Origin of the sequence: Gordonia sp. w5E2 (assembly GCF_036540975.1) — a bacterium.
Classification (GTDB): domain Bacteria; phylum Actinomycetota; class Actinomycetes; order Mycobacteriales; family Mycobacteriaceae; genus Gordonia; species Gordonia jacobaea.
This window is the reverse complement of record NZ_CP144213.1, coordinates 724,628-750,039: the sequence shown is the minus strand read 5'-3', so window position 1 is coordinate 750,039 and position 25,412 is coordinate 724,628. Positions and strand designations below refer to the sequence as shown.

27 protein-coding genes are annotated in these 25,412 nt (G+C 66.0%); 8 read left to right on the top strand and 19 right to left on the bottom strand.

The features are described from left to right. Positions 1-47: 47 nt before the first annotated feature. Positions 48-1,166, bottom strand: a complete 1,119-nt coding sequence (locus RND64_RS03350) for an ROK family transcriptional regulator (protein WP_049697654.1) — start codon at positions 1,164-1,166, stop codon at positions 48-50. A 90-nt stretch (positions 1,167-1,256) separates the two neighbouring features. Here RND64_RS03350 and RND64_RS03345 point away from each other — a divergent pair, with 90 nt between their 5' ends. Then, a complete protein-coding gene (locus tag RND64_RS03345) occupies positions 1,257-2,057 on the top strand; it encodes an SDR family NAD(P)-dependent oxidoreductase (RefSeq protein WP_235434286.1) in 801 nt (266 codons plus the stop codon). A gap of 21 nt (positions 2,058-2,078) precedes the next feature. Here the strand turns inward: RND64_RS03345 and RND64_RS03340 are convergent, their stop codons facing one another. Together RND64_RS03340 and RND64_RS03335 are read right to left on the bottom strand one after the other, a co-directional pair. Then, a complete protein-coding gene (locus RND64_RS03340) occupies positions 2,079-3,323 on the bottom strand; it encodes a L,D-transpeptidase (protein ID WP_152930015.1) in 1,245 nt (414 codons plus the stop codon). Between the two features lie 78 nt (positions 3,324-3,401). Beyond that, positions 3,402-4,007: a helix-turn-helix domain-containing protein gene (locus RND64_RS03335; protein ID WP_049697653.1), complete on the bottom strand. Its 606-nt coding sequence runs from the start codon at positions 4,005-4,007 to the stop codon at positions 3,402-3,404. Between the two features lie 48 nt (positions 4,008-4,055). Here RND64_RS03335 and RND64_RS03330 point away from each other — a divergent pair, with 48 nt between their 5' ends. Further along, a complete protein-coding gene (locus RND64_RS03330; protein ID WP_235434285.1) occupies positions 4,056-4,901 on the top strand; it encodes a class I SAM-dependent methyltransferase in 846 nt (281 codons plus the stop codon). 16 nt (positions 4,902-4,917) lie between these two features. Continuing rightward, the gene (locus tag RND64_RS03325; protein WP_049697651.1) at positions 4,918-5,895 is read left to right on the top strand and encodes an NAD(P)/FAD-dependent oxidoreductase; all 978 of its coding nucleotides are present in this window, start codon (positions 4,918-4,920) and stop codon (positions 5,893-5,895) included. Between the two features lie 173 nt (positions 5,896-6,068). On the opposite strand, the gene deoC is transcribed toward RND64_RS03325, so the two are convergent. Beyond that, positions 6,069-6,746, bottom strand: coding sequence for a deoxyribose-phosphate aldolase (gene deoC, locus RND64_RS03320; RefSeq protein ID WP_049697650.1), 678 nt, complete (start codon positions 6,744-6,746; stop codon positions 6,069-6,071). Between the two features lie 27 nt (positions 6,747-6,773). Here deoC and purU point away from each other — a divergent pair, with 27 nt between their 5' ends. Beyond that, the gene (gene purU / locus RND64_RS03315; protein ID WP_270483503.1) at positions 6,774-7,667 is read left to right on the top strand and encodes a formyltetrahydrofolate deformylase; all 894 of its coding nucleotides are present in this window, start codon (positions 6,774-6,776) and stop codon (positions 7,665-7,667) included. 61 nt (positions 7,668-7,728) lie between these two features. Here purU and RND64_RS03310 read toward each other — a convergent pair whose 3' ends face one another. The 6 genes from RND64_RS03310 to RND64_RS03285 form a co-directional block, all read right to left on the bottom strand. Beyond that, positions 7,729-8,532: a hypothetical protein gene (locus RND64_RS03310; RefSeq protein ID WP_049698019.1), complete on the bottom strand. Its 804-nt coding sequence runs from the start codon at positions 8,530-8,532 to the stop codon at positions 7,729-7,731. Between the two features lie 150 nt (positions 8,533-8,682). Then, positions 8,683-9,858 carry an LmeA family phospholipid-binding protein gene (locus tag RND64_RS03305; RefSeq protein WP_049697648.1) on the bottom strand — a complete coding sequence of 392 codons (1,176 nt, stop codon included), beginning with the start codon at positions 9,856-9,858 and terminating at the stop codon, positions 8,683-8,685. 76 nt (positions 9,859-9,934) lie between these two features. Continuing rightward, positions 9,935-10,729, bottom strand: a complete 795-nt coding sequence (locus tag RND64_RS03300) for a carbon-nitrogen hydrolase family protein (protein WP_049698018.1) — start codon at positions 10,727-10,729, stop codon at positions 9,935-9,937. Positions 10,730-10,773: 44 nt separating this feature from the next. Next, a complete protein-coding gene (locus RND64_RS03295) occupies positions 10,774-11,475 on the bottom strand; it encodes a class I SAM-dependent methyltransferase (protein WP_235434297.1) in 702 nt (233 codons plus the stop codon). 91 nt (positions 11,476-11,566) lie between these two features. Next, positions 11,567-12,076 carry a DUF2505 domain-containing protein gene (locus RND64_RS03290; RefSeq protein ID WP_049697647.1) on the bottom strand — a complete coding sequence of 170 codons (510 nt, stop codon included), beginning with the start codon at positions 12,074-12,076 and terminating at the stop codon, positions 11,567-11,569. Between the two features lie 87 nt (positions 12,077-12,163). Beyond that, positions 12,164-12,658 carry a DUF2505 domain-containing protein gene (locus RND64_RS03285; protein WP_049697646.1) on the bottom strand — a complete coding sequence of 165 codons (495 nt, stop codon included), beginning with the start codon at positions 12,656-12,658 and terminating at the stop codon, positions 12,164-12,166. Positions 12,659-12,728: 70 nt separating this feature from the next. Between RND64_RS03285 and RND64_RS03280 the strand changes: the two genes are divergently transcribed. Continuing rightward, positions 12,729-13,811 carry a UDP-N-acetylmuramate dehydrogenase gene (locus tag RND64_RS03280; protein WP_197494482.1) on the top strand — a complete coding sequence of 361 codons (1,083 nt, stop codon included), beginning with the start codon at positions 12,729-12,731 and terminating at the stop codon, positions 13,809-13,811. 24 nt (positions 13,812-13,835) lie between these two features. Here the strand turns inward: RND64_RS03280 and RND64_RS03275 are convergent, their stop codons facing one another. From RND64_RS03275 to RND64_RS03255, 5 genes are all read right to left on the bottom strand, one after another. Then, positions 13,836-14,915, bottom strand: coding sequence for an alpha/beta fold hydrolase (locus RND64_RS03275; protein ID WP_049697645.1), 1,080 nt, complete (start codon positions 14,913-14,915; stop codon positions 13,836-13,838). A 30-nt stretch (positions 14,916-14,945) separates the two neighbouring features. Then, positions 14,946-15,779, bottom strand: coding sequence for a MerR family transcriptional regulator (locus RND64_RS03270; RefSeq protein WP_049697644.1), 834 nt, complete (start codon positions 15,777-15,779; stop codon positions 14,946-14,948). A gap of 94 nt (positions 15,780-15,873) precedes the next feature. After that, on the bottom strand, positions 15,874-16,191 hold the full coding sequence (locus RND64_RS03265; protein WP_064868961.1) for a DUF2516 family protein: 318 nt from the start codon (positions 16,189-16,191) through the stop codon (positions 15,874-15,876). Between the two features lie 10 nt (positions 16,192-16,201). Continuing rightward, complete coding sequence (locus RND64_RS03260) at positions 16,202-16,732, bottom strand: helix-turn-helix domain-containing protein (protein ID WP_049697643.1); 531 nt, start codon at positions 16,730-16,732, stop codon at positions 16,202-16,204. Positions 16,733-16,804: 72 nt separating this feature from the next. After that, the gene (locus RND64_RS03255) at positions 16,805-18,145 is read right to left on the bottom strand and encodes a DUF445 domain-containing protein (RefSeq protein ID WP_152930014.1); all 1,341 of its coding nucleotides are present in this window, start codon (positions 18,143-18,145) and stop codon (positions 16,805-16,807) included. 52 nt (positions 18,146-18,197) lie between these two features. Between RND64_RS03255 and RND64_RS03250 the strand changes: the two genes are divergently transcribed. Together RND64_RS03250 and RND64_RS03245 are read left to right on the top strand one after the other, a co-directional pair. Next, on the top strand, positions 18,198-18,995 hold the full coding sequence (locus RND64_RS03250; RefSeq protein WP_231894135.1) for a TetR/AcrR family transcriptional regulator: 798 nt from the start codon (positions 18,198-18,200) through the stop codon (positions 18,993-18,995). Continuing rightward, positions 18,988-19,845, top strand: a complete 858-nt coding sequence (locus RND64_RS03245; RefSeq protein WP_049697640.1) for a polyphosphate kinase 2 family protein — start codon at positions 18,988-18,990, stop codon at positions 19,843-19,845. Before RND64_RS03250 ends, RND64_RS03245 begins: the two co-directional genes overlap by 8 nt. Before the next feature lie 36 nt (positions 19,846-19,881). On the opposite strand, the gene RND64_RS03240 is transcribed toward RND64_RS03245, so the two are convergent. Further along, complete coding sequence (locus RND64_RS03240) at positions 19,882-21,093, bottom strand: benzoate/H(+) symporter BenE family transporter (RefSeq protein WP_049697639.1); 1,212 nt, start codon at positions 21,091-21,093, stop codon at positions 19,882-19,884. A gap of 87 nt (positions 21,094-21,180) precedes the next feature. Between RND64_RS03240 and RND64_RS03235 the strand changes: the two genes are divergently transcribed. After that, positions 21,181-21,729, top strand: coding sequence for a helix-turn-helix domain-containing protein (locus tag RND64_RS03235; protein WP_049697638.1), 549 nt, complete (start codon positions 21,181-21,183; stop codon positions 21,727-21,729). A gap of 117 nt (positions 21,730-21,846) precedes the next feature. On the opposite strand, the gene RND64_RS03230 is transcribed toward RND64_RS03235, so the two are convergent. From RND64_RS03230 to aceA, 3 genes are all read right to left on the bottom strand, one after another. After that, a complete protein-coding gene (locus tag RND64_RS03230) occupies positions 21,847-22,668 on the bottom strand; it encodes a hypothetical protein (RefSeq protein WP_049698014.1) in 822 nt (273 codons plus the stop codon). Positions 22,669-22,869: 201 nt separating this feature from the next. Next, the gene (locus RND64_RS03225; protein WP_049697637.1) at positions 22,870-23,763 is read right to left on the bottom strand and encodes a 3-hydroxybutyryl-CoA dehydrogenase; all 894 of its coding nucleotides are present in this window, start codon (positions 23,761-23,763) and stop codon (positions 22,870-22,872) included. A 177-nt stretch (positions 23,764-23,940) separates the two neighbouring features. Then, positions 23,941-25,227: an isocitrate lyase gene (gene aceA, locus RND64_RS03220; protein WP_005209419.1), complete on the bottom strand. Its 1,287-nt coding sequence runs from the start codon at positions 25,225-25,227 to the stop codon at positions 23,941-23,943. Between the last annotated feature and the right edge of the window lie 185 nt (positions 25,228-25,412).

The following is a 25,412-nucleotide window of genomic DNA, read 5'->3' as shown; positions in this document are numbered from 1 at the left end:
TGCCCTGCGCACCGCACGCCGTTTGGGCGTCGGGTCGGGACGGACCTCTACGAGAGCGAGGCGACCGGATCTGCGTAGATCACGCTGAGCGCCACCACAATTGCCGCGCCCTCGGGCACCGTGACCCCGAACAGGGACGGCGTGAGTTCCATCGGCCAGTCCGTCTTCGACGCGGCGTCGAACGCCGCCTGCACCGGCGCGAGGCCGTGGGGATGCGCGGCGAAGGCGTCGCCCGCGACGACGACCGAATCCGGATTGAGCGCATCACGGAACGTCGCGACAACCTCGCCGAGAATGCGTGCGCGTTCGTCGACGATCGGTGATGCGTCCGGCGAGATCCCCAATCGCCGCGCCGCCCGCAACGTCGGCTCGCTGCCGATGACGTCGGATAGTGTTGCGGCTCGCCCCGGACACAGCACCGGGGCGTCTACTCTCACATGCGCGATGCTGCCCGCGCCCCGTGCGGGGATGTGGACGCGCCCGTTGAGCGTCATGGCCATACCGGTGGTCTCGCGCGCATAGAAGAACAGGCCGGAAGCGGCGTCGACAATCGTCTGGCCGAGCAGCAGTTCGGCCGCCGCCATGGCCTCGACATGTTCGCAGACCGACACCGGCACGCCCAGTGCGTCTGCCAGCGCCGGTCCGAGCCGTGCGCGGTGCCACCCGAGTATCGGATGATCGACCGTGCCCGACGCCGCGTCGACCGAACCGCCGACGGCCGCCCCACCCCAGAGCAGGCGTCGTCCCGAGAAGCGGTCGGCGAGTTCGCGAAGTTGTCCGCAGAGTTCGGCGAGGGCGGTGTCGGCGTCGCCGTGCGGGGTGAGGACCGCATGGCTGTAGAGGGGGCGCCCGCCCAGATCCACGATGGTTAAAAGGGTGCGCCGCGCTCCGATATGCATGCCGGCAGCACACAGCGTGTCGCGGTCGAGGGTGAGTGGATTCTTGGGGCGCCCGATACTGCCGGGACTGACGAGGTCTGGCCGCTCGGTGACCAAACCCTGACCCGCCAGGGCTGTGACCTGGCGATTGATGGTTGCCGGGGACAACCCCGTGATGTCGGCAAGTCGGTCACGGGTGATCGGCGCACTGACCCGGATTGCGTGCAGCACGGCTGCAGCAGGCGTCGAGCCTATCTGCAATGTCGCCGGGACGACTCCACGCAACATGCGCTGAATGTAGCAGCGCACCGACGACTGACAGCAGCACCCCGCGCAGCGACGTCGGTCGGACGGCTCGGACTCGATAAAGTGAAGCCCATGACCACACCTTCCGACGACCCGACCACGACCTCGCCCGACGTCGAGCCCATCGCAGCGCACATAGACGACGCGAAGGTCGCCGTGGTGACCGGAGCCAGCTCAGGTATCGGCGAGGCGATCGCTCGCACGCTCGCGGCGCAGGGCTACCACGTGGTCGTCGGTGCGCGTCGCGTCGACCGCATCACCGAGCTCGCGGCCGAAATCGGCGGCACCGGAAGGCAACTCGACATCACAGACGACGAGTCGGTCGCCCGATTCGTCGACGGTCTCGACCGCGTCGACCTGCTCGTCAACAACGCGGGAGGCGCGAAGGGACTCGACCCGGTCGCGACAGCAGACCTCGACGACTGGCGCTGGATGTGGGAGACCAACGTCCTCGGCACGCTGCGGGTCACCAAAGCCCTGCTGCCCGCGCTGGAGGCGTCGGGCGACGGTCTGATCGTCACGATCACCTCCACCGCGGCGCTCGAGGTCTACGACAACGGCGCCGGCTACACGTCGGCGAAGCACGCAGAGGGCGTGCTGCACCGCACGCTGCGTTTCGAGTTGTTGGGCAAGCCGATTCGGCTCACCGAGATCTGCCCGGGGATGGTCGAGACCGACTTCTCGCTCGTACGTTTCGGCGGCGACAAAGACCGCGCCGACGCCGTCTACTCGGGAGTGACCCCGCTGACCGCGGGCGACATCGCCGAGGTCGTCGGATTCGTCGCCTCCCGACCCGCGCACGTCGACCTCGACCAGATCGTCATCCGGCCACGCGATCAGGCGTCGTCGCGCCGCAACGTTCGTACCGGGTAGGACCGATCAGTCCGTCTCGGCTCAGTTGGGGGCGCCCACCGACGTCGGGGCACCCTTGGGTGTCGCAGGGGCCGACGCCGTGCGCGGCTCACCCTTGATGGCCGACATCGACTTCCAGGTCGGCCAGTCGAAGATCCAGTCGAAGATGTCGCCGTCGGCCTCCGACAGGTCGATCCGCGTGCCGGTCACCTCGACGGGGTCGCCGTAGATCGCGGTGTTGAAGTACTGCTGCGCATTCTCGAGCGACAGGTTGATACACCCGTTGGTGACATTCGACGCGCCTTGCACGCCAACGGTTTGCGGGTTGGCATGGATGAACTCGCCGTTGTTGGAGATACGTACGGCCCATCGCTCGCGGATGTTGAAGTACCCGGCGGCCGGGTTGCTCATGTAGAAGTCTTCGTGCTTCTCGCTGACCACATGGATGCCCGAGCGGGTGACGTTGCGGTCGACGTCGCCCTGACCGTAGCTACACGGCAGCGTCATGAGGGTCGCGCCATCGCGCACGACGACGATCTGGTGACTCGACGCCTCGGCCTTGACGATCTGCGAACGCCCGACCACGTAGTCGCTGGTGACGTCGGCCGCGCCGTAAGCGCCGTCGCCGTGGTCGAGCCCGTAGAGCTTGGCCGACATGTGGATCTTGGTGCCGGGAGCCATGTACTCCTTGGACCGCCAATGCACGCGCGAACCGTTGTCCTCGCCGAGCCATGCCCAGCTTCCCTCTGTGGGCGGCTCGGTGGTGAGCGTGAGCGCCTTCTCGACAGCCTCTTTGTTGTCGACCGTGCCGTCGAACTTCAGGATGAGCGGCGCGGCAATGCCGACTTCCTGACCGTCTGCGATGTTGACGACGACGTTGAGCTGCGTCTTCGGGTCCAGAGTGGTGAATTTGCCCTCTACCGGACTGCTCATCCGGTCGTATCCGGTCGCACTGCCCTGCCACGTGTAGGTGGTGCCGTAACCGAGCGGCTCGGTGACCGTGAAGGTCGTGCGGTCGTCGGACATGGTGCCCGCGATGGCCTTGCCCGAGGGGTTGAGGAGCTTCACGTCGGGGTTGAGCACCCCGTCAATGGCCTTGACCTCGACCTTTGCGGTCGGATTCGGCGCAGCCTCATCGGTGAGCGACGGCGTGAACTCGACGCGGACCGTCGGCTTCTTGGGACCGCTCGCTGCTTGGGTGTCGTTCGACTTACCGCACGCCGCGAGCACAACTGCCGCAAGCGTCGCCAAACCACCGGTGGCGAGCACCGTGCGGCGACTGGGCATTACATTCTCGGACATCGAATACACAATAGCGATCGCATATGTGTTAGTGCCGTCGAAGACCTGTGAGGAACCTTCGACTCACTTCGCTGCGTGGCCCCTTTTCGTCGACCACGCCTGACGCACAGGACCGAGGTGGGCGCGCTCGCCGTCGTGGTCGAAGATCGACAAGATCTCGACCGCACCGTCGCGGGCCCGGATCGCGTGCGGGATCATGGTTGCGAATTCGGCCGCCTGACCTGCAGGAACCAATATCACGCGGTCGCCGAGCCAGAGCTCGACGGTCCCCGAGAGCACCGTGAACCACTCGCGCCCGGGATGCACCCCGAGGTTCTTGGGGTCGACGGGCGCTCCCGGGACGATCCTCATCTTGGCGACCGATACCCCGCCCGGCGTGTCCGACCCCGAGAGCGGCCACACGGTCACGCCCTCACTGTCGTGCGGCTGCGGCCGGATCACCACGTCCTCGTCGGACGCCGGCTCGACGAGCTGGTCGACGGACGTACCGAGTGCGCGCGCGATGGCAACGATCTGGTCGAGGGCGACGCGTCGACCACCGGTCTCGATCCTGCTCAACGTGGACGGACTCATTTCGCAACGCGAGGCCAGCGAGTCGAGCGTCCAGCCCTTCGCGAGTCGGAGGCCGCGGATGCGCTGCCGGACGACGTCGTCGAGTTCTTGCTCCATACGCAAGATTGTATGCCTCAAACGCACGAGCTGGCTAACCTCGGAGCCATGGGACACGATTCACACCCGCACGGGCACGGCCACGGCCACCAGCACGAGCACCAGGGCGAGGACATGGTCGAGATGCTCGAACTCGACGCCGCCGTCATGGGCTCATACCTCGACACAGCAACCGACCGCATCCGCGCGACGCTAGGGCGCGAGCCGTCGGTGATCGTCGACGTCGGGGCAGGCACGGGCGTCGGAGTTCGCGCCCTCGCACGCGCATTTCCGACCGCAGAGATCATCGGCGTCGACGCTTCTCCCGAGATGACCGCCCACATCGACGCGGCGTGCCACCCGCGGGTGCGTACCGCGATCGCCGACCTCGACAACGGCTGGCCGGCAGCAATTCCCGACGCCGACGTCATCTGGGCGTCGTCGTCTCTGCATCACATCGCCGATCCCGACGCCTTCCTCCGCACCGCGGCCGCGCATCTGAAGCCTGGCGGCGTACTCGCCATCATCGAGATGACCTCTCCCCCACTGTTTCTGCCCAGCGGCAACCCGCTCGAAGAACGTATCGCCGCGGCGATGAGCACACAGGAGATGAACCCATTCGCGGACTGGACGCAGGCGTTTTCACAGGCCGATCTCGACGTCGTCGAGTGCGTCGACCTGTCTGTGGAGATCTCCGAGATCACGCCGACGGTGCTTCGCTACGGCACGTCGTGGCTGTCGCGGATACGAACAGGCCTCGCCGACGACCTGACCGCCGACGACCTCGCCGCCATCGATGCACTCGTGGACGACGAGTCGCCGTCGTCGCTCGCTCGGCGCACCGACCTGAACGTACGCAGCGGCCGCAGGATGTGGATCACCAAGCCGCACAGCACAACTGACACAACTCTCTGAGAACGGAGACACCTTCATGCCACAGACATCCACTGGTACGTATGACGCGCTCGTGATCGGCGGTGGCGCAGCAGGTTTGGCTGCCGCCGTCGCGCTGGCCCGGTCCTTACGCTCGGTCGCGGTCATCGACGCGGGCAAGCCCCGCAACGCGCCCGCCGAGGAAGCACACAACCTCCTCGGCCGCGAGGGAATCTCGCCGTTGCAGCTCGTCGCCATCGGTCGCAAAGAAGCGCAATGCTATGGCGCACAGATCATCTCGGGAGAGGTACAGTCGGTCACGCGCACAGAACTCGACCGCGCAGAGCCCTACAGAGACACCACCTTCGACGCAGCTCTGACCGATGGAACGACGCTGCGTGCCCGCCGATTGCTGCTGGCATCCGGACTCGTCGACGAACTACCCGACATCGCGGGCATCGAATCACTATGGGGCACGGACGTGTTGCACTGCCCCTTCTGCCACGGGTACGAGGTTCGTGGAAGGCGTATCGGAATCCTCGGTACGGGACCGGCCACGCTGCATCAGACACTGTTGTTCAGGCAGCTGAGTCCGCACATCACGGTGATCGATCACGGCATGCCGCCGCTGTCCGACGACGACCGCGCGATGTTCGACGCACTCGGCGTCGAGTACGCCGCAGGGCCGGTGGCCCGACTGGACACGGATACATCGGGACGTCTTCGCGCCGCGGTCTTTGCCGACGGCAGCGAAGTGGAACTCGACGCGCTTGTCGTCGCACCGCGTTTCCTCGCGAGAACCGCACTGTACGAGTCGTTGGGCGGCGAACCGACCGCGACGCCGACGGGTGTGTTCATTCCGACGGAGATGGGCGGTCGGACCCCACTCGCGGGCGTGTGGGCCGCGGGGAACTGCGCAGATCCGATGGCCATGGTCGGCGCAGCGGCCGCAGCGGGCACGCAGGCCGGCGCGATGATCAACGCCGACCTCGCCATGACCGATGCACGTAGGACGGTCGGCAGCGCAGCCGCGTAGTCGTCGATCGTGTGGGAGTCGTTCCCCGATTCGGCGCCGCACGCGCTCGGCTGACCGGAGAATGTGTGTCGTATCGAAGGATGTGGGCGCTGCAGCACACAACTCCTTCGATACGGCACACATTTACGTGCCGCGGCTTTACGTGCTGCGGCCGGCCGCAGGCTCCAGAACGGCTACTCGGGGAAGCCGTCGAGCACCGCGCGGCTGCCGGACAGTCCGAGCCTGCTGGCCCCGGCCTCGATGAGTTCTGCCGCGAAGTCGGCGGTGCGGATGCCCCCGCTGGCCTTGACCCCGACCGTCGGCCCGACGGTGTCGCGCATGATGCGCACCGCTTCGATCGACGCGCCGCCCGCCGGATGGAAACCCGTCGACGTCTTGACGAACCCGGCGCCTGCCGCCACTGCGCGACGGCACACCTCGGCGAGGGTCTCGGGGCCCGCCACGTCAAGGAGTACGGCCGACTCGACGATCACCTTGAGCACCGCCGCCTCACCGATCGCCTCGTGCACGGTCAGCACGTCGACGAACACCTCTTCGAAGCTGCCCGCTAGCGCCGCCCCGACGTCGACGACCATGTCGACCTCGTCGGCGCCGGAGTCGACGGCCAGCCGCGCCTCCGCAGCCTTGACCAGCGAGTGGTGCTTACCCGACGGAAAGCCTGCGACGACGCAGGACTTCTGAGCTCCCGTCGCGATCGGCAGCATCGACGGCGAGAGGCAGACAGCGTAGACGCCGAGGTCGGCGGCTTCGGCGACCGTCGCTTCGGCATCGGCGCGGGTGGCTTCTGGTTTGAGGAGTGTGTGGTCGACGATCGCGGCGACGTCGGCGCGCCTCAGGTCGGTGTTGGTCACATAGGCGAGCTTGGCACACTGAGTGGTGTGAGCCTCGCAGACACCTCCAGTGCAGACACCTCCAGCCGAAGGTATGTGCTGACCCTCGGATGTCCGGACCGGACCGGTATCGTCGCGCGGATCTCGACGTTCCTCGCCGACGTCGGCGGCTGGATCACCGAGGCCGCCTACCACTCCGACCCCGACACCGGCTGGTTCTTCACCCGCCAAGCCGTCCGCGCCGACTCCGTCTCGACCGGCGTCGACGAATTGCGCGAGCGCTTTGCCGAAGCCATCGCCGACTTCGGACCGGACACCGTGTGGCGACTCACCGACAGCGGAGTGCAGAAGTCGGTGGTGCTGCTCGTCAGCAAGGAGGGGCACTGCCTCACCGATCTGCTCGGTCGCGCCGACCGCGGCGAACTACCCGCCCGCGTCGAGGCCGTCGTCGGCAATCATCGTGACCTCGAGGGCCTCACGACGCGGTTCGGCGTGCCGTTCCATTACGTGCCGTTCCCCGCGGGCGACAAGCAGGGAGCCTTCGCGAAGGTGGCGTCGATCGTCGACGACCTCGACCCCGATGCCGTCGTCCTGGCTCGTTTCATGCAGATCGTGCCGCCGCAGCTGTGCGATCGGTGGGCAGGCAAGGCCATCAACATCCACCACAGCTTCCTCCCGAGCTTCGTCGGAGCGCGCCCCTACCATCAGGCGTTCGCGCGCGGTGTGAAACTCATCGGCGCGACGTGCCACTACGTCACCGCCGACCTCGACGCCGGGCCGATCATCGAGCAGGACGTCAGCCGCATCGACCACAACGACTCCGTGAACGACATGGTGCGTCAGGGCCGAGACATCGAAACGCTCGTTCTGTCACGCGGACTGCGCTGGCACCTCGAGGATCGCGTCTTGGTTCACGGGCGAAAGACCGTGGTGTTCAACTAGATTCGCGCACAGTCGGCTGTATAGAGCGCACAGTCGGCGGGATAGAGAGCCCAGTCGGCGGTCAGAAGTCGAACCCGCCGAAGTCGCCGCCACCGAAATCTCCGCCGCCGAAGTCGCCACCGGAATCGCCGCTGCCCCAGTCGCCGCCACCGTCGCCCGAGTCGCCGCCCCAATCGCCGGAGTCGCCGCCACCGTCGATGCCTGCCATGTCGGAGCCGTCGCCTGCGCCGTTCTCGAATGCGGCGGCGTCGTAGGGCACTCCGTGCATACCCGAGAACAGCGTCGAGAAGAGCAGCATGGAGCCGACGCCCCAGGCACCTGCCACCAGAGCAGGCTTCCACCACGGTTCGGAGTACCACCCGGCGGGCACGGGTCGTCCGGCGACGCGGCCGCCCGGGTAGTAGTTCGGGGTCCGCGACGACGGGGCGGGAGAGGCCTCGACCTGACGTCCGTCGAATTCGACGGTGCGGTCTTCGGTCACCGCGCCCGCGCTGCGCTGGCCGTCGAGCTCAGGAATCGCTGGTCCCGGGTCCATGTTCATCGCGGTGCGCGCGGCGCGGATGTAGTAGAGCCCCTCGATCGCGGTCTGCTTAGCAAGGCGGGCCTGCGCGGGTGAGTTGGCCTGATCGATCTGCGAGCCTGCCGCCGTGTAGCGCTCACCGGCGTCGGCGAGCGCCTGCTTCGACGCAGGTGAGTCGCCGACCAGCATGTACACCTGGCCGCCGAGACGTTCGATGACCTGTCGGGCGTCGGCCTTGGCGTCGTCGAGGCTGCGGGCTTTGCTCGCGCCTGAACGCTGCTGCGACACCACCACCACCCCAACAACGAGGACGACGACAATGATGATCAAGAGCAGCGCGGTCATGTTCTCCTCCAACACGGGGGCGAGTGGACGTCGTGGCAGAAAATCGGACATCCCCCTTCGAGGGTACCGATGCCGCGCGAGTCCGGCCTGCGACAACGTCGTCGACCGGTCCGGTTGGCTAGGGATTGGTCCCGGAGCGGTCGCGGAAGATCACATGACGTTGCAGCCGCCCGAGTTCTCGTTGCCGCCCGTGGCGGAACTGGTGAGTGTGAGGTTGTCGCCGTCGACAGCGAAGTCGACGCCGTCGTTGGTCACCTTGAGGTTCTTGACGTTCACCTGATCGAAGAACGGGCCGAACATCGACTTGGACACACCGTCGACGATCTGCTGGGCGTAGTCGGAGGGGATGCCGAAGACGAAGGCGTTGGCTTTGACGACCTCGAACTTGATGTGACCGTTCTCTGTCGTGGGTTTGATCGTCGCGCTCACCGGGATCGGGATGAATCCCAGGTTGAACGACGTACTGACGTCGACGGTTCCGTCTGCCTCGTTGCCGGTGATCGACTCGATGTTCGCGCCCGCGACGATCCCACCGGCACCACTCTGATCGGTTCCGGTGCCGTTCGTGCCGGTGCCGCCTGTGCCCGTGCCGGTGCCGTTCCCGCCGGTCTCCTGCTTACCGAGTTCGACGACGCGAGAGAACGGGACGTATCCGTTGCCGTCGAGCGAGCCGACGGTGGTCTTGTCGCCATCGGCGTCGATCCGGTCCGCGCGGATGTGCAACCTGGTCGCGCCCGAGTCGTTCGCGGTGTCGACCTGCACCCAGGGGATCTCACTTCCCGTGGCCTGCAGCAGCATCGGCTTCTTGCTGAGCGAGACGCTCGTCGGCACCCCGGTGAGGCTGCTGAACTGCTGTTCGAGACAGTCGGTCACCCGCTTACGCAGGATCAGCTCCGACGCCACCGCGCCGATCACGAGCACCAGGACGAGCGCAGCCGCAGTGATGCCGATGATCTTGGCGGTGCGACGCCGACGCACAGGTGACGTAAGGACCGGCTCGCCTGCGGGGTCGGCCGGATCGATGACAGTCGTCGCCGTCCCCTGCTCGAATGACCGGGTACCACCGTCGGTCGCCGAGTACGCCCGCGGTCCGGGCTCGGTCGGCGCCGCGGCGAACTGCTCGGTCGGGGCGTGATAGGCCGGAGCGTGATCGGTTGGCGCGTCATCAGATGACGCGTGATGAGCTGACGGTTGATCAGTTGATGAGGCCCCACCGGTCGTCGACGACGAAGTCGAGTCGGCCACCGGCGCCCATTCGCTGTCGGGGGTTGCCGATGGGTCGGCGTCGCCTGGCCGCGCCTGGGGTTCCTTGTCGTTGTCGGTCATGGTCAGAGCACCTCCGGTCCGTGGTCGTCGATCTGTGGCGCACAAGCTCGGTGGTGATTGCTTGGGCCGAGATCGGTCAGATGGATTTCCGGTTGGCGAGGACGGCGATGCGCGTCCGTGCCGTCTCCACCGCCGCTAGGTCGATGTCGTGAGCCCGGACACATTTTCCGGACCCGTACGCGGCGACCACCGTACCCAAGGGATCTGTGATTTGGCTGTGGCCTACACCGGTTGGTGTACTGCCCCGCGCAAGGTCCGGATCCTCGGGTTCTGCCTGCCCGACCGCGACCACGTAGCACGAAGAATCGAGTGCCCTCGCCGTCGCGAGCACTTCCCACTGCGCGACCTTCCCCGGCCCCGCACCCCATGACGCGGGCACCGCGATGACTTGCGCGCCGCGCTCGGCAAGGGTTGTGAACAGGTCGGGGAATCGGATGTCGTAGCAGGTGGCGACGCCGACCGTGGTGCCTGCGACGTCGACGATCACCGGTTTGTCGCCTGCGGCCACGGTCCGGGACTCGAGAAACCCGAATGCGTCGTAGAGGTGGATCTTGTCGTACGACTCCCGACGACCATCGGGATGCGCGATCAGCAACGTGTTGAACACCCGGCCGTCGTCGGCGGGGGTGAACATGCCCGCGATGATCGCGATCTGCCGGTCGACGGCGATCTGCGAGACCCGCGTGGCCCACGGCCCGTCGAGCGATTCGGCGATCGGGCCCAGCGGAACCCCGAACCGGCACATCGTCGCCTCCGGAAACACGACGAGGTCGGCTCCGTCGGCAGCGGCCCGCGCCGCGGCGTCGGCTACGACGACGAGATTGGCGCCCGGGTTATCGCTGGAGTTGATCTGTGCCATTGCGATGCGCATGTGGCAAGCGTAGTTGCCGGCCCCGACCGTCGAGACGGTCTCGGCTAGCTCGTCGGTGCAACGACGGACCACGGAACCGTCAGCACGTTGTCGACGCTGCGCCTGCGGACCGGCTCGACCGGAACACCCGACTCGGACAAGAGCCGTAGCGTCTCGCGCCACCGCGCACGCGGCCCGAACGCGGCGTGCGGAGCGGCGATATCCCAGCACCGGTCGGCGGCGACGAGCAGATCGTGCACGGGCTCGCCGGGCACGTTGCGGTGAATGAGCGCCTTGGGTAGTCGTTCGGCGACCTCCGACGGTCGGCTCGTGTACGCGGGAGCCCAGCTCAGGGTGAGGCTGCGGGGGCCGTCGGCGTCGAGCAAGACCCACGTGCAGCGTCGACCGAGTTCATCGCAGGTGCCCTCGACGATCACGCCGCTCGGCCCGAGCCGATCCATCAGCCGACGCCATGCGGGCCACACCTCGTCTTCGTCGTACTGCCTCAGCACGTTGAACGCTCGGACGACCTGCGGTCGCAGTCCCGCGAGTTCGAAACCGCCGAGACCGAAACGCACGCCGTCACGAGGTTCGACGACGCGCTCGGGATCGATCTCGAGCCCCACCATCTCCAGATCGGGCGCCACGGCTCGTAGCCGCTGCGCCATCTCGACGGTGGTGTCGGGTCGCGCTCCGTAACCGAGGTCGACGACGAGCGGTGCGCTCACCTCGTCGAGCGCGGCGAGCACCGACGGATCGGTCGCCATCCAACGGTCGACGCGGCGCAGACGGTTGATGTTCGTCGTGCCGCGGGTGATTCGGCCGGTCGGCTTGTCGGAGCCGCGCTGGGGCAACGCGCTAGAGGTTCTTCGTGATCCAGTCTGCGGCGTACTCGGCCTCGGCGCGGAACAGGTCGACGAGGTTGACCAACATCAGCTGCTCGAGCTTGCCGTTGACGAACGGGATGTACACCTTGACCTCGGTGGTCTTGCGGATCGCGCAGCCCGTCTCGGTGGGAAACAGTTCCTGCCAGCCGTTGAGGCTGCCGGGACCGGCGGGAATCGACGCGTTGTAGTCGCCCTTGGTGTTGTCGGGGTCGAACGGACCGAACGACTCCTCGCGGGTGATGACCATGTCCTTCATCAGCACTGTCTGCGCCAGTGCCGGGAGCTGATCACGTCCGATGGTCTGCTTGAGGACAACACTCATGCCGGTCTCGTCGGATCGGAAATCCTCGACCTCGCAGTGCGGCGAGATCATCTGGAACCCCGCCATCATGTCGTCCCAGTACTGCTTTGTGCTCTGCGCTTCGTAGAGCTTCTCCACGGGATGCGAGTAGCGCGCTGAGTAACTAAGCCGTCGTGCCATGGGTTTCAGGCTAACCGAGCACGGTACGGCCATCAAAAACTGGGACCGGCGCCGACCTGCCCGCACCGTACTGACTCGACGTCGAGCTCAGTGGTTGGACTGCTCCCAGGTGACGGTCTCGTCGTGCTCGGCGTCGAGCAACTTGGTCAGCTCGTCGATGACGGCCTTCTCGATCTTGCTGCCGACAAAGGGGATCGAGACGGTTGCGCTGCCGCTGTACTGCATCGACGCGGGATCGCCAGTCACCGACACCGTGGCCTCGACCGTCGCGGGTGCGCCGGTGACCGACGCGGTCATGGTTCCGCTGATGGTCTCGCCGTTGCGGGTGAACACGTTGCGGCGCGGGATCTCCAGATCGCCGGGGCGAACCTTGGTGATCATCGACGGCAGTTTGTCCTCGGGGATGCCCTGCTTCATCTCGACGGTCACGGTGTCGCCGTCGAGGGAGAACGACTCGAGCACGCCGTGACTCGAGTTGATGATCTGGAGCAGATCACGCCAGTACTGCTCGTTGGTGATGATCTCCCAGTACCGCGCGGTGGAGAACGTGTAGGTCACGGTGTGATTCAGCGTGCTCGCCATGACTGAGGAGACTACCCGAGCCGCCGTGCACCATCGGCCCCGACAGCGCCCGCTCGGTTACCGTTACACCGTGATCGACAACCCCTCCGCCCTGCAGTCCGCGCCGCTCGCCGATCTGACCACGTTGCGGGTCGGCGGCCCGGCGCACGCGATCGTGCACTGCCCGGATACTCGCAGCGTCGTCGAGGAGATCACCGCGCTCGACGCCGAGTCCGAACGGGTCCTCATCATCGGCGGCGGATCGAATCTGTTGATCTCCGACGACGGATTCGAGGGCACCGCCGTCGTGATCGAGAGCGGACACGTCGATTTCGGTACCGGACGCGAATCGGGCCGCGCGCACGTGACCGCCGACGCCGGGGTGGCGTGGGACGCTCTCGTCGAAGCAACGATCGACGCGGGATTCGGTGGGCTGGAATGCCTTTCGGGAATCCCGGGCGCTGCGGGCGCCACACCGGTACAGAACGTCGGCGCGTACGGGGTCGAGGTCGCCGACATCTTGCGAAGCGTGCAGGTGCTCGACAGGCGAGCTCGAACCCTGCGCTGGGTGTCGCCTGGCGAACTCGGACTGGGCTATCGGACGAGCAACCTGAAGTACCGCGACGATTTCGTCGTCGTCGCTGTCTCGTTCTGGCTCAACGACGATCGGCTCAGCGCACCGCTGCGCTACCGCGACCTCGCCGACCGACTCGACGTCGCGCGGGATTCACGAGTCGACGCCTCACTCGTCCGCGACACGGTCCTCGGACTGCGCCGCAGCAAGGGCATGGTGCTCGACGCCGACGATCACGACACCTGGAGTGCCGGTTCGTTTTTCACCAACCCGATCATCGGATCCGACGACGCGCCGGCCGTCATCGCGCGCATCCGCGACCGCGTCGGCGCAGACATCTCGATGCCCTCGTTCCCCGTCACCGATGGGGTCAAACTCTCGGCGGGCTGGCTGATCGAACGCGCGGGTTACGCCAAGGGCTACCCGGGACCGGCCTCCCCCGCGCGCCTGTCGACCAAACACACACTGGCAGTGACCAATCGGGGCGGCGCGACCGCCGACGAACTCCTCGACCTCGCGCGCGACGTACGCAACGGAGTGCGCGAGGCTTTCGGCGTCACGCTGCACCCCGAGCCGGTCCTGGTGAACTGCTCACTCTGACCAGGACGGCTCGATCAACACACCTCAGAGGTGAGCGGCCTGCACCTGCGTGCGCGACACCTCATCGACGACGTCGTCGAGCAGCTCGTTGACGCGCTGGGCCGCCTCGATCGTCGACATGTGACCGACGCCGTCGAAGATGACCTGGTCGCGCAGAGAACCGTTGCGGCGCAAGATGCCTGCCATCTCATCGGCGTGTCGGCGAGGGGTGAGTCGGTCGTCGGTGCCCACGATCACGGTCGTCGGAACACTCAGGGCCTCGAGTCCGGCCTCGACGTCGAGGCGGCCCATCGCCGCACCCCAGCGCCCACGCGCGCGAGGCGGACACGCCATGATCATCGTGTCGACGAACTCCACATGCGATGCGCGCGCCGCCGAGCCGAGCGTCACGTACTGGGAAACGCGAGAAGTGAACTGGCCGTGCGGCAATGGCGTCGACGCACTGGTGACGAGCCGACTGACCGCGGGCACGAACGGCCTGCTGTAACGCGGCAGCCCCTCGGGGATGAGCAGATGGTTCTGCACGACGCCGCGCGCCGCCGTTGACGCGAGCACCACCGCCGACACCGTCGTCGACACCTTCTCCGGGTGCTGCTTGGCCCACGACATGATGGTCATGCCACCCATGCTGTGGCCGATGAGGATCGCCTTGCGGCCGGGCGGGACAACCGCACCGAGCACGGCGTCGAGGTCGTGACCAAGGGTGTCGACGGTTGGCCTGCGGCGTCCGAGTTCGCTGAGCCCGTGCCCGCGCTGGTCGTACGCGACGACGGTCCGCTTACCCGCGAAGTGGTTGATCTGCGGATTCCAGTAGTGGGTGTTGCAGGTCCACCCGTGTACCGCGACGATCACGTCGCCGGTGTCGGCCGCACCCGGATCGGGCCCGTACAACTCGACGTTCAGCCTGGTTCCGTCGATGCTCGCCACGCTGCGCTGCACTCGAGGTGCCGTCGGGTCGGCCAGCAGGTCGTCGGGTCCATCGTCGAGGGCCGGAGCCGACGTCATCACGCCGCGCGCGATTCCAGCGAGGTTGGTGCCTGCACCGACGGCCACTCCGCCGAGTCCGAGCGCTGCGGCGCCGAGCGCCCAGTTCCGAGTCTTCATACGTCTCCACTCCACCCCGTGTGGTGCTCGCTACTCGCGAATGACATCTTCCGATGTAACACTACCCGTTGTCAGATTCGACGGCGATGCCTCATAGGTCGACGCCTCGGCCGGCTCCCCGTCAGCGTCTGCCTCGGGTCCGCCTGACGCGGCGTCGAAGTAGGTCGACGCCTCGCCGATGGCCTTGGAGATCTCGTCGTCGAGGGCTTTGCGGAACGTGGTCTCGACGATGTCGTGGGCCATCGGTCGGACCGTTTGGATGAGTTCGGCCATCTTGCTGACGTTGGCCTCACCGAGTTCTGGCAGCTTCTCGTCGAAGTACTTGTCGGTGATGATCGAGACGAAGCTGCGCGCCGCGTCTTCGAGGTCGTCTTGCACACGGACGAACCGATCGAGCAGGACATCGATGTCGATGCCGCTCTTGACCAGCACTTCGGCACCCTCGAGGACCTCGGGGTTCTTGATCGCGTAGTGGGCGCCGTCCTTGACCATCAGACCGAGTTTCTGGCCGAGCGCGATCGATTTGTCCGAGGCATTGAGCGTCTTGCGCAGTTCGGTGATCGTAATGGTCGCGGCGCGTTTGAAGTTTCGGAAGCGCCCGCCCTTGGGCTCGCCGCGCAGCACGTGTTCGACCTTCATCCCGTAGTGGGCGGCATGCAGGAGTTCGCTGATCGTCGCGAAGGTGTAACCACGCTCGAGCATGCGGGAGATCAGGTTGAGGCGGACCAGATGCTCTTCGGAGTACCAACCGGTGCGGCCGCGGATCGTCGGAGGCGGGAGCAGTCCGCGGTCCTGATACACGCGGATGTTGCGAACACTGACTCCCGACGCGTCCGCGAGCTCGTTGATCCGATACTCAGCCATGAATCAGAGTGTATTCGCCACCCATCGTGGCTCCCGCCACTCCCTGCAGGGGATCGACACGTAGCGATTCAGGCAGTCCGGGCCCCCAACGTCACTAGCGCCCGACCTTCCGAAACCAGGACTTCCCCTGAATCGAGTCGACGCGGGGCCGCACATCGACGATGTACACCAGGACGGCCACGACGCCGATCAGATAGAACAGCGACGGCGCCTGAAAGAACCAGATGAACACCGTTGCCGCGGCAAGGATCGCCACCCAGATGACCTTCTTCTGCCGATCGACGGCAGGGAAGGCGTCGGAGCGCTGGATCGACGCGTGGATCAGCGACACGATCGCCGCAACACCTGCGACGACGGTCAGCACCCACAGGATCAGGTTTTGGCCCGCAGCCATGAAGCTCACAAAGTTCACGAATCACACTCTAGTCGTGCTTGCCGACGGTCGGGTCTGCGTCGTTCTCGCGGTTCTCGCGCTGGAAGGACTCGTAGATCTCCAGCAGCATCTGCTTCTGCCGTTCACTGATCGACGTGTCGATCAGCAGCGCATCACGGACGGGGCTCGCGGGGCGTTCCTCGAGGATGCCCGCGCGCACGTAGAGCACCTCGGCGGACACACGCAGTCCCTTGGCGATTTGGGCCAGGACATCCGCAGAGGGTTTGCGCAGCCCGCGCTCGATCTGACTCAGATACGGATTCGACACTCCCGCACGGTCGGCAAGCTGACGCAGCGAGACCTCCGCTGCCACACGCTGTGAGCGGATGAACGAACCGATGTCCTGCGCCGCCGTCGCGACCACGTCCTGTGCCGCGTTGGCGACCGTCTCGACGGGGTTGCTCGAACCCTCATCCCCTGCCGCCTCGACAGCCTCGTCAACCGTCTGCTCGACGACCGCGCCCGCGTCGTCGGACCCGGTGTTCGCGTCGTCGTCCGATGGGATTGGTTTGCTCTGCACTGCTTCTCACTCCCGATACTCGCTGCCCCATGCCAGTATCGGGGTGCGTGCTAGCTCGTGCAAGCAGTCACGTCACCCGAAGATCAGAACCGACACCGTGTAGATCGCGAGTCCGGCCAGCGAACCGACCACGGTGCCGTTGATCCTGATGAACTGAAGATCGCGCCCCACCTGCAGTTCGATCTTCCGGCTGGTGTCGTCGGCATCCCAGCCCCGCACGGTCTCGGTGATCACGGAGATGATCTCGCGGGAGTAGTTCGTGGCGACGTGCTGAGCCACCCGAGCCACCCAGCCGTTCATCTTCTCCTGCAGCGGGCGGTCGTCACGGATGCGCGTTCCGAGTCGGATGACGGCGTCGGTCAGGGTGTTACGCAGCGTGCTGTTGGGGTCTTCGAGCATCTGCTCGATGACCGCCTTGCCGGTGTTCCATGCGGTCGACGCCGCGTCGGCGACCTCGGCACTACCGACGAGGTCGTGCTTGATGCCCTCGAAACGCTCGATCATCACGGGGTCGTGCTGGAGGTCGTGTGAGAACTGTTCGACGAACTGATGCATCGACCGTCGCATCTCGTGATCGGGATCGGTCTTGACCTTGTAGGTGAAGTCGACGAGTTCTCGGTAGATCTTGTCGCCGACGAGCGTCGAGACGAACTTCGGTTTCCACGACGGTCCGACGTCGCGGTCGACGACACGCTCGATGAGGTCCTGGCTTCCGACGGCCCAGTCGTAGGCTCGGTCGCAGAGCAACTGGAAGACCGGATCGAGCCGGTCCTCGTCGACGAGTTGTTCCAGAATTCGGCCGATCGGGGGCGCCCATTCCGGCTCTGCCGCCCATTTCAGCACGGCCTGGATGAACTGCTCTATGTCCTCGTCGCCGAGCATCTCCGAGGCCAGTTTGATCGCGCGTGCTGCCTCGTCGGAGATCCGCGGACGGTTCGCGGGATCGGCGAGCCACGTCGAGACTCTGCGCGGCATGTCGAGCTGTTCCGCACGTTCGACGACGACGGCGGGCGTCATGAAGTTCTCTTCGATGAACTCGCCGAGCTGGTCTCCGATCTCGTCCTTCTTCTTCCTGATCAGAGCCGTGTGCGGTACCGGAATGCCCAGCGGATGCTTGAACAGAGCGGTCACCGCGAACCAGTCGGCGAGTCCGCCGACCATGCCCGCTTCCGACGCCGCTCGCACGTAACCCACCCATGCCGCCACGTCGGCGCCGTCGCGATGCTCGAGGTAGCGCATGCAGAGGTAGACGATCGCGGCCACCACGAGGAAGCCGGTCGAGACCACTTTCATCTTGCGGAGGTCACGTCGGCGGCGCTGATCACCCGGTCCGTCGGCGGCACCGAATCCCGGCGACGACCCCTTCGCCCGCGCGGGCGTCTGCCCCGGTTGGCCGGATACGTCCGGAATCACTGTCGACACTCAATAAGTTCTACCCTCTCCCGGGGATTAGGCTGGCCGAGTGATACCCAACCGGCCAAGCCCTGCGGCCGCGGCACGTACTGCGCTTTCGGCTGCCGCACATGTGACACGCGGGGTCGAACAGGCCCTGTTGGGTGCGGTCACCGACGACGCGGTCAAGCCGGACGGTCGCAGACAGCGCTGGGAAAAGCACAAACAGGAACGTCGCAGCGAGTTGACCGACGGCACGATCGAGGCCGTGCGGGCACTCGGGGCCGACGCCGGCATGGACGAGATCGCCACGCACATCGGCGTCTCCAAGACCGTGCTCTACCGGTACTTCAGCGACAAGAACGACCTCGGCACAGCGGTCACGGTGCGCTTCTTCGAGACAACGCTCCTCCCTCGATTGGCGGAGGCTATCTCCGACGACGCCGACGAGTACACCCTGACCAGAACCGTCATCGGCGTCTACGTGCGAGCCGTCGCCGACGATCCCGGCCTCTACCGCTTCGCCCTGACGAACTCTCCGACGTCGTCTGTCGGGACCGTCGAATCGGAACGTCTGGTCGCGCAGTTGCTGACCGCGACCATCGTCGCCCGGATGGAGGAGCGCGCCGCGGACACGTCGGGCGCCATGGTCTGGTCGCACGTTCTGGTGGGCGGCATGCAGCGCGCCGTCGACTGGTGGATGACCGACCGCGAGCTTCCCGTCGACGATCTGATCGACTACCTGACGATGATGGTCTGGAGTTCGGTCACCGGGATCGCACGCGTCAACGGATCACGCGAAGCGTTCATCGCCGACCCTCCTGTGCTGACACAACCGACGAGACCTGAGGAGGTCAGCTTCGATGGCTAAGAAGGCTGGATGGACGACGCCCGCGACCGAGTCGCTGCGGGCATCGACGCTCGGGCCGATCGCCGACTTCGATCCCGAGTCGACCCCCGGCTTCGACGGCGACCGTGACCTCGGTGCGGAGTTGCTCACCGAGCGTGGGGAGGTGCTCGCCGACCTCCAGGAGTTGCTGTTCGCCAACGGCCGGTCGGGCGATCACCGATCGGTCCTGCTCGTGCTGCAGGGAATGGACACCGCGGGCAAGGGCGGAATCGTGCGACACGTCGGCGGCCTCGTCGACCCACAGGGCTTGTCCATCAAGGGTTTCGGCAAGCCGACGCCCGAAGAGCTCGAGCACGACTTCCTGTGGCGCATCCGCAAGGCCGTGCCGCCCGCGGGACGCATCGGCATCTTCGATCGCTCCCACTACGAGGACGTGCTGCCCGTGCGAGTGCACAACCTTGTGCCGCAATCGGAATGGGAAGGGCGCTACGCGACGATCAACGAGTTCGAGGACGACCTCGTCGCGACCGGAACGACCATCGTGAAGTGTGCGCTCGTCGTTTCCAAGGAGGAGCAGCGCACGCGTCTCGCAGAGCGCCTCGAACGGCCGGACAAATACTGGAAGTTCAATCCGGCCGACATCGATGAACGTCCGTTCTGGGACGACTACCTCGCGGCATACCAGGCGATCTTCGATCGCTGCGACTCCGACGCCGCACCCTGGTACGTGATTCCTGCGAACAAGAAGTGGTTCTCACGCCTCGCGATCTGCGAACTGCTGATCTCCGCACTGCAAGGACTCGACCTCGAATGGCCGAAGGCCGACTTCGACATCGAGGCCCAGAAGAAGCGGCTCGCCGAATCCGTCTGAGCGCGTTGGTTCTACGTCAGTTAGGTCGCGCGAGGTTCAGTCCCGCGTGGCCGATCCGGCGCCCGACTCGTCGCGGCGTCGAAGCACCGTGTGCGCCACGAGTCCGACGACGAGCGCCCAGAACGCTCCACCGATGCCCCAGAACGAGATTCCCGCGGCCGCGGTCACAAACGTGAGTGCGGCGGGAATCCGATACTCCTCCTGCGCCAGCGCACCGACGAGCGCCGAGGCGAAGGTGCCGAGTAGCGCCAGTCCCGCAACAGTTTCGAGCAGACCGTGCGGCGCGATCGCCGTGATCGTGACCAACACTCCCGACAGTGCGGCGAGGATCAGGTACGACACGCCCGCCGAGATCCCGGCGATCCAGCGTCGAGAACGATCCGGTCCGGCTTCGTCACCCGCGGCGAGCGCTGCCGACAACGCCGCCAGATTGATCGCGTGGCCACCGAACGGCGCGCCGATGACCGTTCCGGTACCCGTGACGAACATCGAAGCCCGCCACGGGGTCTGGTAGCCGAACGACTTCAACACCGCAACGCCCGGCACGTTCTGCGATGCCATCGTGACCACGTAGAGCGGGATCGCGATCCCGACGATCGCCGAGACGTCGAAATCCGGTGTGGTCCAGGTGATCTGCGGCCACCATTCGGTGTGCGCCGCGGAGTCGACACCGTGCACCGCGAGATAGATTCCGATCACGATGAGCGCGGTGATCAGAGCGAGCGGCAACGCCCAGCGCGACAACCAGCGAGTGGCACACAACCACACGACGAGAATCGGAATGGTCAGCAACGGTTGCACCGCAAGCGATTTGATCGGCGCCAGGCACAGCGTCAGCAGCACGCCCGCGAGCATCGCCTGCGCGATGGGCGTCGGAATTCTCGCTATGAGATCGCCTAGCGCCGGGATCAATCCCGTTGCGAGGACGAGAACTCCGACGACGAGAAATGCTCCGACTGCGGCCGGCCAGCCCGCGTGGTAGCTCGCGCCCATCGCCGCGAGGAGGGCTGCGCCCGGCGTCGACCATGCCAGAGTGATCGGCATCCGATAGCGCAGACACAGCACGATGATGCCGAGCGCGAACGTCACCGTCAGCGCCAACAGACCCGAGGCGGCTTGCGTCGACGACGCGCCGACAGCGCGGAGCCCGGAGACGACGACCACAAAGGACGAGGTGAAACCGACGAGCGCGGTGACGATGCCCGCGACGATCGGCTCGGTGTTCGACACCCGCTGCTGTGTGGTCACGACGCCAGCATAGCGGTATCGTTCTGTAAACAGAACACTCGGGAGCGGTACCCACCGCGACCGACGAATGAAGCGGAAGGCAGGCACGTGGTCGAGGGAGTTGCGAGCGACTCGGAGCGTGATGATCGACGACGGGACGTCGGTGAGCGGATCTCCGCGCTACGCACCGAACGCAACCTCAGCCTGTCCGCGCTTGCCCGCGCCGCCGGGATCGGCAAGGGCTCACTCTCCGAACTCGAAGCGGGACAACGCAACCCGACCCTCGACACGCTCTATGCCGTGGCAGGCCCGCTCGGCGTGCCACTGACGGCACTCCTCGGCGAGGCGTCGGGAACCGAAGGCGACGGCACGCACCTCACCGCACGGTTACTCCACGTCGAACATCACGACGACGGTTCGACGACGGAGGTCTTCTGGCTCCATGTCTCCTCCGGAGGGGTCCGACGCTCCCCCGCGCACGGCGCAGGCGTCGTCGAACATGTCCGGGTGGTGCGCGGAAACCTGGTCGCAGGACCCGTAGGCGACGAAAAGCCCGCGGGCGCAGGCGAATCACTGCAATGGATCAGCGACCGACCGCACACCTACAGCACCGACGACGACGTCCTCGCCGTACTCACCATCGACTCACCCGGCTAGCGGCCACCTGAATACTCGCGTCAACGCAGAACGTCCCGCGACTCGGACGCTGCACGATCGAATCATCGATCGTGAGGTCCGAGTACGCGGGACGCGAACTCTGCTAACCGAAACGGGTTAGCTGGTGCTCTTCTTGGCGGTGGTCGACTTCTTGGCGGTGGTCGACTTGGTCGCGGTGGTCGACTTTGCCGGAGCAGCCGTGGTGGTCCGCTTGGCGGCAATCTTCTTGGCGGGCGACGCATTTGCGGTGCGCGCCTTGCCCTCGACCGCGCCTGCGGCACCGTCGATCTTCGACGCTGCGGTCGCGCTACGGGCCTTGGCGGTCTTGCCGGCCTCGGTGACCGCTGCACTTGCCTCGTCGAGCTTCTCGTTCACCTCGAGGGCGGCCTCTTCGACCTTGCCGCTGAGATCGTCGACGGCGTCATCGAGGGCATCGCCGGCTTCGCCGACGCGGGTGCTGACCAGCGTTGCGAGCTTCGAAGCCTGCTCACCAACGGCGCGAGTCTGATGCGAGACCACACCGAGTGCGTCCTCGGTCAGGTCGACGGCGTCGTTGTAGGTCTTCTCCGCGCGGGTCAGACCCTCCTGCACGATCGGCTGCTGCCAGAGGCGGCCGACGGCCTCTTCGCCGCGCTCGGCGAGCGAGGTGTAGATGGTCGTGGCGAACTCGACGTAGCCGTCGGCAACCTTGCGCAGTTCCTCGGGGGACAGCTTGGTGCGCAGGTCGTCGATGGTCGACTCGATGGTGCCGGGGAGCTCCTCGGGCAGCGCGTTCAGGCGGCCGCGGGTCTCCTCGAAGCGGGTCTGAGCGGTCTCGCCCGCGGCCTCGGTGCGCTCCTTGATCTGCGTGACAGCGTCGCTCACCTGCTTGAGTGCAAGGTCTCCCGCGCCAACCACGGCATAGAACGGGCTGGGCAGATTGCGTTCGGTGGTGGTCATGGCGATCTCCTTAGTCATTGGTCACCAAAAAAGGTTGCGGCACAAGGCATATCGAGGAGGCAAACCACTTTGTCGCTTCTGGTCTCGATAGGTGCCGCACCAGCACTTGTAGTGGTTCCGAAAACCAGTATGCCACGTTTGCTAGCTATTGCAAGCAATCTGCTAGCACTAATTGCCGAATCGCTGTGATACCGCACACAGTCAGAATCGTGCCTGCTGGTCGTCGGCGTATTGATAAAAGCCACGCCCCGACTTCTTACCGAGGTGTCCGGCTTCGACCATCCGCAACAGCAACGGCGTCGGTGCGTACAGCGCCTCTTTTGTCTCCGCATACATGCGGTCGGCGATCGCCGTGACGGTGTCGAGACCGACCATGTCCGCAAGCCGCAGCGGACCCATCGGGTGCGCACAACCGAGAACCATGCCTCGGTCGACGTCTTCGATGTCGGCAAATCCGTTCTCCACCAATCTAATTGCCGAGAGTAGGTACGGCACGAGCATCGCGTTCACCACAAACCCCGACCGATCGGCAGACGCGATGACCTGCTTGCCGAGCACCGCGTTGGCGAAAGACTCTGCACGCGTGACGATGTCGGCACCCGTGTGCAGCGTTGACACCAATTCGACGAGCGGTAGCACCGGGACAGGATTGAAGAAGTGAAGGCCGACCACGCGCGCGGGGTTCTGGGTCGCCATGCCCAGCGTGATGATCGGAATCGACGACGTGTTGGACGCCAGAACGGCACAGGGATCCGACACGGTCTTGTCGAGGACGGCGAAGATTTCGGTCTTGACGGCCTCGTCCTCGACGACGGCCTCGCAGACGACGTGCCGGTCGGCGAAGCCGTCGAGTTCGGTGGTGAATCGCAGTCGCAACGCCGCCTGTTCGCGTTCACGCTCGGTGAGCTTGCCGCTCGACACTCCCCTATCGAGCGAGCGCAGTATCCGCGACCGGCCACCGGCGACGAGCTCACGCGTCGGTTCGTAGACCAGAACGTCTGCGTCCGACCGGGCACATACCTCGGCGATCCCCGCGCCCATCTGGCCCGCACCGACCACGCCGACACGCCATGCGTCCGCCACCACTGCCTCCATTCAGATCAACGCCGACCCGATCCACTCTGCCCATAACCCATGCGCGACAACGTATTTGGCGAGCACACGAGCAGCTCCGATGCACGCCCAGAAGCCCCCAGATATGCCAACAGGCGGCCCGCAACATAACGCTGCGAGCCGCCTGATGCGCAAAACCTCAGAGAGGCTGGCTGGTTCCTAGTGGAACTGGCCTTCCTCGGTGGAGCCCTTCAGAGCTGCGGTCGAGGTGTTGGGGTCGACCGTGGTGGCGATGCGGTCGAAGTAGCCCGCACCGACCTCGCGCTGGTGCTTGGTGGCGGTGTAGCCACGAGCCTCAGCAGCGAACTCGCGCTCCTGCAGGTCGACGTAAGCGGTCATCTGCTCGCGGGCGTAGCCGTAAGCGAGATCGAACATCGAGTAGTTGAGGGCGTGGAAGCCTGCCAGGGTGATGAACTGGAACTTGAAGCCCATCGCGCCGAGCTCGTTCTGGAACTTCGCGATGGTCGCGTCGTCCAGGTGCTGCTTCCAGTTGAAGGAAGGCGAGCAGTTGTAAGCCAGGAGCTGGTCAGGGAACTCGCTCTTGACGGCCTCGGCGAACTGGCGAGCCAGCTCCAGGTCGGGCTTGCCGGTCTCCATCCAGATGAGGTCGGCGTAGGGAGCGTAGGCCTTGGCACGCGCGATGCAGGGCTCGATGCCCTTCTTCACGTTGTAGAAGCCCTCGGTGGTGCGCTCACCGGTCACGAACGGCTTGTCGCGCTCGTCGACGTCGGAGGTGATGAGGGTTGCGGCCTCGGCGTCGGTACGAGCGACGACGACGGTCGGGGTGTTGGCAACGTCGGCAGCCAGGCGAGCCGAGGTCAGGGTGCGGATGTGCTGCTGGGTGGGGATGAGCACCTTGCCACCGAGGTGGCCGCACTTCTTCTCCGAGGCGAGCTGATCTTCCCAGTGGGTACCGGCGGCGCCGGCCTTGATCATGGCCTTCTGGAGCTCGTAGACGTTGAGGGCGCCACCGAAGCCGGCTTCGCCGTCGGCCACGATCGGCACGACCCAGTTGTCGACCGAGTTGTCACCCTCGACGCGGGCGATCTCGTCGGCGCGCAGCATCGCGTTGTTGATGCGCTGCACGACGGCCGGCACCGAGTTGGCCGGGTAGAGCGACTGGTCGGGGTAGGTGTGGCCGGAGAGGTTCGCGTCACCGGCGACCTGCCAACCCGAGAGGTAGATGGCCTTGAGGCCCGCGCGCACCTGCTGCACGGCCTGGTTACCGGTCAGCGCGCCGAGCGCGTTGATGTAGTTGTCGCTGTTGACGCCTTCCCACAGGATCTCGGCGCCACGACGAGCGAGGGTGTGCTCCTCGACGACGGTGCCCTGGAGCTCGGCAACCTGCTCGGCAGTGTATTCGCGCGTGATGCCCTTCCACCGCGGGTTGGTGTCCCAGTCCTGCTGGATTTCCGCGGCGGTGCGGGGCTTTCCGACGTTGCTCATTAGCCACTTCGCTTTCGTTGTGCTGCTCGTCCCGATCTCCCGGGACGAATGCTTGTCCGGCTCACAGAGACCGGGGCCTATATGGGCCCGGCCGAGGCTGCCAGGGAATGCATCCAGGCCGGGTGGTGTCAGGCCTCCGGGCGCGCGTCGAGCTCGCATGTGTGACGACCACCACAGCGTGGGGT

Coding starts and splice junctions, on each gene's coding strand:
- RND64_RS03350 (WP_049697654.1), bottom strand. CDS start 1,166: ATGTTGCGTGGAGTCGTCCCGGCGACATTGCAGATAGGCTCGACGCCT.
- RND64_RS03345 (WP_235434286.1), top strand. CDS start 1,257: ATGACCACACCTTCCGACGACCCGACCACGACCTCGCCCGACGTCGAG.
- RND64_RS03340 (WP_152930015.1), bottom strand. CDS start 3,323: ATGCCCAGTCGCCGCACGGTGCTCGCCACCGGTGGTTTGGCGACGCTT.
- RND64_RS03335 (WP_049697653.1), bottom strand. CDS start 4,007: ATGGAGCAAGAACTCGACGACGTCGTCCGGCAGCGCATCCGCGGCCTC.
- RND64_RS03330 (WP_235434285.1), top strand. CDS start 4,056: ATGGGACACGATTCACACCCGCACGGGCACGGCCACGGCCACCAGCAC.
- RND64_RS03325 (WP_049697651.1), top strand. CDS start 4,918: ATGCCACAGACATCCACTGGTACGTATGACGCGCTCGTGATCGGCGGT.
- RND64_RS03310 (WP_049698019.1), bottom strand. CDS start 8,532: ATGACCGCGCTGCTCTTGATCATCATTGTCGTCGTCCTCGTTGTTGGG.
- RND64_RS03305 (WP_049697648.1), bottom strand. CDS start 9,858: ATGACCGACAACGACAAGGAACCCCAGGCGCGGCCAGGCGACGCCGAC.
- RND64_RS03300 (WP_049698018.1), bottom strand. CDS start 10,729: ATGCGCATCGCAATGGCACAGATCAACTCCAGCGATAACCCGGGCGCC.
- RND64_RS03295 (WP_235434297.1), bottom strand. CDS start 11,475: ATGGCGACCGATCCGTCGGTGCTCGCCGCGCTCGACGAGGTGAGCGCA.
- RND64_RS03290 (WP_049697647.1), bottom strand. CDS start 12,076: ATGGCACGACGGCTTAGTTACTCAGCGCGCTACTCGCATCCCGTGGAG.
- RND64_RS03285 (WP_049697646.1), bottom strand. CDS start 12,658: ATGGCGAGCACGCTGAATCACACCGTGACCTACACGTTCTCCACCGCG.
- RND64_RS03275 (WP_049697645.1), bottom strand. CDS start 14,915: ATGAAGACTCGGAACTGGGCGCTCGGCGCCGCAGCGCTCGGACTCGGC.
- RND64_RS03270 (WP_049697644.1), bottom strand. CDS start 15,779: ATGGCTGAGTATCGGATCAACGAGCTCGCGGACGCGTCGGGAGTCAGT.
- RND64_RS03245 (WP_049697640.1), top strand. CDS start 18,988: ATGGCTAAGAAGGCTGGATGGACGACGCCCGCGACCGAGTCGCTGCGG.
- RND64_RS03230 (WP_049698014.1), bottom strand. CDS start 22,668: ATGACCACCACCGAACGCAATCTGCCCAGCCCGTTCTATGCCGTGGTT.
- RND64_RS03225 (WP_049697637.1), bottom strand. CDS start 23,763: ATGGAGGCAGTGGTGGCGGACGCATGGCGTGTCGGCGTGGTCGGTGCG.
- aceA (WP_005209419.1), bottom strand. CDS start 25,227: ATGAGCAACGTCGGAAAGCCCCGCACCGCCGCGGAAATCCAGCAGGAC.